The organism is Streptococcus sp. 20925_1_77 (assembly GCF_041432125.1).
Taxonomy (GTDB): Bacteria; Bacillota; Bacilli; order Lactobacillales; family Streptococcaceae; genus Streptococcus.
The window spans coordinates 21,637-27,725 of record NZ_JAPVZB010000021.1 but is presented as its reverse complement, the minus strand read 5'-3'; the positions used below and the strand labels follow the sequence as shown (position 1 = coordinate 27,725).

Annotated in this window: 6 protein-coding genes; 1 reads left to right on the top strand and 5 read right to left on the bottom strand. The window is 42.2% G+C overall.

The window, feature by feature from the left end:
* Nucleotides 1-2: 2 nt before the first annotated feature.
* The gene (locus O3626_RS09565; protein ID WP_371496619.1) at nucleotides 3-1,631 is read right to left on the bottom strand and encodes an oligosaccharide flippase family protein; all 1,629 of its coding nucleotides are present in this window, start codon (nucleotides 1,629-1,631) and stop codon (nucleotides 3-5) included.
* An 87-nt stretch (nucleotides 1,632-1,718) separates the two neighbouring features.
* Here O3626_RS09565 and O3626_RS09560 point away from each other — a divergent pair, with 87 nt between their 5' ends.
* Nucleotides 1,719-3,164 (top strand): UDP-N-acetylmuramoyl-L-alanyl-D-glutamate--L-lysine ligase, encoded by a 1,446-nt coding sequence (locus O3626_RS09560; RefSeq protein WP_371496616.1) that lies wholly within the window; start codon nucleotides 1,719-1,721, stop codon nucleotides 3,162-3,164.
* Between the two features lie 317 nt (nucleotides 3,165-3,481).
* On the opposite strand, the gene O3626_RS09555 is transcribed toward O3626_RS09560, so the two are convergent.
* The 4 genes from O3626_RS09555 to O3626_RS09540 form a co-directional block, all read right to left on the bottom strand.
* Entirely contained in the window at nucleotides 3,482-4,129 is a 648-nt protein-coding gene (locus O3626_RS09555; RefSeq protein ID WP_371496614.1) for a DUF1803 domain-containing protein, read from the bottom strand.
* Nucleotides 4,113-4,625, bottom strand: coding sequence for a YiiX/YebB-like N1pC/P60 family cysteine hydrolase (locus O3626_RS09550; protein WP_371496612.1), 513 nt, complete (start codon nucleotides 4,623-4,625; stop codon nucleotides 4,113-4,115). The genes O3626_RS09555 and O3626_RS09550 overlap by 17 nt, the downstream gene beginning before the upstream one ends.
* A gap of 122 nt (nucleotides 4,626-4,747) precedes the next feature.
* On the bottom strand, nucleotides 4,748-5,074 hold the full coding sequence (locus O3626_RS09545) for a DUF2568 domain-containing protein (protein WP_371496610.1): 327 nt from the start codon (nucleotides 5,072-5,074) through the stop codon (nucleotides 4,748-4,750).
* A 53-nt stretch (nucleotides 5,075-5,127) separates the two neighbouring features.
* Nucleotides 5,128-6,063 (bottom strand): manganese-dependent inorganic pyrophosphatase, encoded by a 936-nt coding sequence (locus O3626_RS09540; protein ID WP_371496608.1) that lies wholly within the window; start codon nucleotides 6,061-6,063, stop codon nucleotides 5,128-5,130.
* Between the last annotated feature and the right edge of the window lie 26 nt (nucleotides 6,064-6,089).

Sequence of the window (6,089 nt, the reverse complement as noted above, 5' to 3'; positions counted from 1 at the left end):
TTTTATTTAATCCGGAATTTTTGTCTGAGACGTGCTGCTTGCCCTCCGATAAAGCGATCAAAATACCGTAGCCATAATCCTAAAGCTCCGTAAATAGCAACACCTAAGCCACCAATGACGATGATATAAATCATGCTCGATACACGGCCATTTGGTGGGAAAATCCAGCCCAAAATCAAACCGGCGATCAAAACTCCAAGTAGCATCACCACCGTTAGAATTGAGCCAAGTAATGTGCGCTTGAAGACGATGGTCCGATTAAACTGAGTAATGCTTTGGATCTCCCGATACATGAGAACGATTGGCACCATTAACGCAATGGTCGTTGACAAAAGCGGCCCATAAGAACGAAAGACCAAGATAAATGGAATTTGGAGGACCAATTTCACCACTACTCCATAGAGGAAGTAGCGAATAGCTTTGCGGTTTTGGAAGAGAGCTTGAATCATTGGGGACAAGACTGTGTAAAGACCCAAAATCACCGTCTGCAACATCGCTACGATAAAGAGTCCCAAAGCCAAGCCATCTGGTTGTCCATAAAATACTGTATAAAGTGGTTTTGCGACTGCAACTGCACCAAAGGTAGCTGGAAGCAAGAAGGCTAGCAACATGGTCAAGTTATCCTGTACAAGCTTCCCAGCCGCTTTTAGATCCCCCTTCACATAATTCTCAGTCAACAGAGGAATCCCAACTCCCCCAATCGAAGTCGCTACTGCGATCAAGATCATGGTGATTTTGTTTGGATTAGCAGAGAAATAACTAAACATGACCAACAGCTGTTTCTGACTATAATCTGTAAACCAAGACATGACATTGATAAAGGTCATCTGGTCGACAATTTGGAAGAGCTGAATGGCGGAACCTGTGATGATAAAAGGAATGGCCTCACGGATAGTATCCATGAGAAGCGCACGAGTATCGATTCCTTCACTTCCCTCTTGCTTTCTCAAAATAGATGAGAGCAAGCCTGTTTTTGCAAGGTAATAAAAGAGAACCAGAAGGCTCGCTCCCATCCCGATAAAGGCAGCAAAGGTCGACTGCGTAACAGCCTGCACATAATCTCCTGAGCCAATCTTCATAATGAAGAAGGTCGTAAGCAACATCCAGATGACCCGGATGACTTGTTCTGCAATCTGGCTTATAGCGTAAGGCTTCATGTTGTTAAAACCTTGGAAAAATCCCCGAATGACACTCATCGAAGGAAAGATCAAGACAGCCCAAGAAAGGCTCTGCATGATCGGAATCAACTCTTTTCCCCCACCTGAAAGGCTAGCAAAGACAGGAGATAAAAGATACATGAGAATGGCAAATCCAAGGCCTAGAATTCCCATGAATTTCAAGAAGCCCCGAATCAAAGCAAAACTATGATCGGCTTGGTCCCGGGTATTGTACTTGGCTACTTGCTTAGCAACAGCTACGGGTACCCCGGCTGTCGAAATCAAGAGAAACCAAGCATAGATATTGTAACCCATTGTAAAAAGACCATTAGCTTGTGGCCCATATTTTCCCATCCAAATATACCAAGGAATAATATAAGCAGCTCCTAGCAAACGGCTGATAAAGTTGCTGGCTGTCATCCAGGCAGTCCCGCGTAGCATCTGGGCTTGCTGGTCATTTTGTTCGTGACTCATTGGTGTCCTCTTTCGTTTCTTCTTCTCTTCATTATAAACTTTTCCATGACACTTGTAAAATAGGGACTTTAGGTTTACAATAGTTTTATGATTACAATTGAACAAACCCTCAACATTTTAAAACAAGACCAAAATTTCCGAGAAGTTCTAGTAAATGATGAATACTACTACCATCTAGAAGGAACAAGTTTTGATGCCATTAGCTATGATAGCCGTAATGTTTCTGCTAGCACCCTCTTTTTTGTCAAAGGGGCCAACTTCAAAAAAGAATACCTGGAACAGGCTATTTCTAATGGACTCGGCTTTTATGTCTCTGAAAAAGATTATGAAGTTGGTATTCCTGCCATCCTCGTCAATGATATCAAACAGGCCATGAGCTTAATTGCCATGGAGTTTTATGGGCACCCTGAAAAACAATTAAAATTATTAGCCTTCACAGGGACTAAGGGAAAGACAACAGCGGCCTACTTTGCTTACCATATTTTGGAACAAAGTCACCGACCAGCTATGCTGTCTACCATGAATACAACACTGGATGGTAAAAACTTCTTTAAATCGACCCTGACAACGCCAGAGAGTTTGGATCTTTTTGCCATGATGGCTCAGGCAGTAGCCAATGATCGGACCCACCTTATTATGGAAGTTTCCAGTCAAGCTTATCTGGTGAAGCGGGTTTACGGCCTGACCTTTGACGTCGGTGTTTTTCTCAACATCAGTCCAGACCATATTGGACCGATTGAACACCCAACTTTTGAGGATTATTTCTACCACAAACGTCTCCTCATGAAGAATAGCCATGCCGTTGTCATCAATAGTGATATGGATCATTTCCAAGTTTTAGCGGACCAAGTCGCGAACCAAGACCACGATTTTTATGGAAGCCAGTCTGAGAATCAAATTGAAAATTCCAAGGCCTTCAGCTTCTCAGCCACTGGTAAATTAGCTGGAAACTATGAAATCCAACTGATTGGCCATTTTAACCAAGAAAATGCTGTAGCAGCGGGTCTTGCCTGTCTTCGTCTAGGTGCGAGCCTTGAGGATATCCAAAAAGGGATTGCTAAGACGCGCGTTCCTGGCCGAATGGAAGTCTTGACTCAGAAAAACGGCGCTAAGGTCTTCATCGACTACGCTCATAATGGTGACAGTCTTAAAAAACTGCTCTCAGTTGTCGAAACCCATCAAACGGGGACGATTTCACTAGTTCTCGGATCAACTGGAAATAAAGGAGAGAGCCGCCGCAAGGACTTTGGCATACTCTTAGAAGAGCACCCTGAAATCCAAGTCTTCCTCACAGCGGATGATCCCAACTATGAAGATCCTTTGGCGATTGCTGAAGAGATTAGTAGCTTCATCACGCGCCCTGTCGAGAAAATCGCAGATCGCGAAGAAGCCATTCAACGGGCTATGGCAACTACCAGCAAGCCTGAAGATGCTGTCATTATCGCAGGAAAAGGAGCTGACTGCTACCAAATCGTCAATGGCATTAAAGAAGAGTATCCGGGTGACGCCGCCATCGCTGAACGTTATCTTTAATCAAACGAAACAAGGCTAGGAAAATTTCCTAGCCTTGTAATGTAAACAAACTAGTTAAAAATAAAATAAGCGAGGCGTATCTAGAAAAAATCAGTTCAAATTTTTAAAATGAATCAAGAAAACACCAAAACTTTCCGCTGTGAGAAAAGTGCTTGAAACATTACGTTTCAAGCACTCGGGAGTTTTGAAACTTTAGGTTCAAAACTAAGTCATGGAACTTCTTAGAAGTTCGCTGACGTCCGCACTCACCTAAGGAAAGTTTTTAAGATGACTTTGTCTTCAATCAGAGGCTAGGAAGTTCTCCCAGCCTCTTTCTATTACTTAATAAACATCAGTCTTTCCTTGTCCAAGTCCACTGCTAATTCATATTTACCTTCATCATTTTTGCGGATATAACCTAAGACTTCTAAACTATCGACAAAGATGTCCTTGCGCTTTTGCTGGACTACTTCTTTTTTGAGAAATTTGAGTAAAAAGCTGGTCATATACTTAAGAGCATACTCGGGATTGACATCTCCCAAGATGGCATAGAGCTTTTCTTGATCCTCTGTCAATGGATATCGGTGTTTCACCTTGTAGAAGTAATTGGCAAGAGTCTGTGCATTTCGCGCAAAGTCCGTCTCCTCTATGAGAATCGCTTCATTGGTAGTATTGCGGAGTTCCGTTTGGAAGAGCTTGGCTTTCAGTTCCTGATAAATCTCACTATCCTCTCGGACAAAGACCTCTTGATCCAAGTCAATAAGATCAGCTGACTCCAAGAAGGGCAGGTTGAGGCTGTAGCGTTTATTTCCCCTTAGGATGAAGCCCGCTTTGATATACTCCTCCATCAGCTTATCCACTGGTTGATCTGGAAATTGGGCCTTGATTTGTCGCAGGATCACATCGTCGTGCTGATCCAAATAGTTGATCAAGTCCTTGAAAAATGGCTGACGTGTCAAACGTGTGGGATTAATGATGGTAATCATCCAAATACCTTTCTTTAAACTGTAGATGGGGAGACTGGGCTAACTGACTCGGATTGGTCCCGGGCTGATCTAGAGGAACGGCTAGGCCAAGTTCTCTATAGTAGGCTTTCCAAAAGGAACTAATCTCTTCTTCTCCCTCTCCAAACTTCATTGGAATGGTATCAAAAATAGGAAGAATTGCTGCTACAAACTGGGAACAATAGAAACCATCTCCATCTGGATAAAAGGAAGCGTTGTAGGGAGAACCTAAAAGGTTTTCCGACAACTTTTTGACCTCTTTGAGATCGATTTTCGGATAGCGATAAAGGTCATAGACTTTTCCAGCTTCAAAAAAGTCCTCAGGATCCTGGGTAAGGACGCCACCTTCCACCGTAGCATGATAGACCTGTCCGTCCAAAAAGATAGCCACGTGACCGTAGTTACCTGTAGAAGCCTGGATAGCCTGCCCCATTTCTGTATCATCTTTCACAAAAATCAAATCGCCATTTTCTAACATACTTCTCTCCTAGAAAAAAAGGAGTCGAAACTCCTTTAGCTATATGGAAAACATCGTTTTCTCGTGTCAATCTCTAGTTAAAAAATTACCATTTAAATAATTCATTAACTATATTCTAAGAATCACTCTAGCTGAAAATAATAAAGTAGCACTAAACTTCCAAAAGACAGGGCTAAGTAGAGGATTCCTATTTGCAATCCATACAAATACCAAAAACTACCACTAACTAAAATAAAAATAGATATCTCAGCAACGAGGCGACGCCATTTTTTAAAAGCATGTGGAGATTTTGGCGCCATATATCGCGCCCAAAATAAGATTAATAGAACTGCTAGAAGAAAAAATAGGGATTTTTCCAGCCAAGAAATTTGTATCACAGACACGGAGAAAAGACCAAGGATTGCCACAACCTCAACCAAAAAGCGCAGTCCTTCAATCAATCGCATCATACTATCACCTTCTATGAATAGTCAAATTAACAGTTCCAAATATTCCTTAAGAATTACCCATTAAAGCTTTCAGTCAATTGTGGTACCACTTGTTTCTTACGTGAAACAGCACCTGGAAGGAAAGCGTGGTTGTTTTCAAGTTTGAAGTTGAAAGCTGCTTCTACCTTGTCCATATTAGCACCAAGAGCCAAAATTTCTGAGTTTGAGTTCACGATATCTGTAATCATCAAAACAAAGTCAGAGTAGCCGTTAGCTGCATTTGTGGCTTGGATGGCTGCTTCAATTTCAGCTTGGCGTTCCAAGACTTCAGCGATATCAACTGTATTGACCTGAGCCACACGGACATTATTTCCGTTGAGTTCAAAGGTCTTAGCATCGATGTCGATCAATTCTTCTGCTGATTTGCTTGCCAAGTTAGTACCAGCTTTGAGCATGGCAAGACCGTATTCTTCCAAGTTGACACCAGCCAATTCTGCCAATTCAGGTGCAATCACTTTATCAGATGGGTGTGTTGTTGGAGATTTCAAAAGAAGGGTATCTGAAATCAAACCTGAAAGCATCAAACCTGCCAATTCTTTTGGCACTGCTACACCGTGTTCTTTGAACATGCGGTATACAATAGAAGATGCTGATCCAACTGGTTCCAAACGCATGTAAAGTGGACTTGCAGTTTCAAAGTTAGCCACACGGTGGTGATCCACTACACCGTAAACTTCTACTTCAGCGATATCTGAAACAGATTGTTGGAATTCATTGTGGTCTGTTAAGATGACTTGCTCTGCACCTTCTGCTTTAGCCGATGTGATCACGCGCGGTGCTTCTACACCAAAATAGTTCAAGACGAAAGCTGTTTCTTCATTTGGAGTTCCAAGAGCCACTGCTTCTGTATCCAAACCATAAGCTTCTTTTGCAAGATAAGCAAAAGCTACAGATGAGCCGATAGCATCTGAGTCAGGATTTTGGTGACCAAAAACGAGAATTTTTGACATGTTTCTACCTCTTTATTTCATTTATA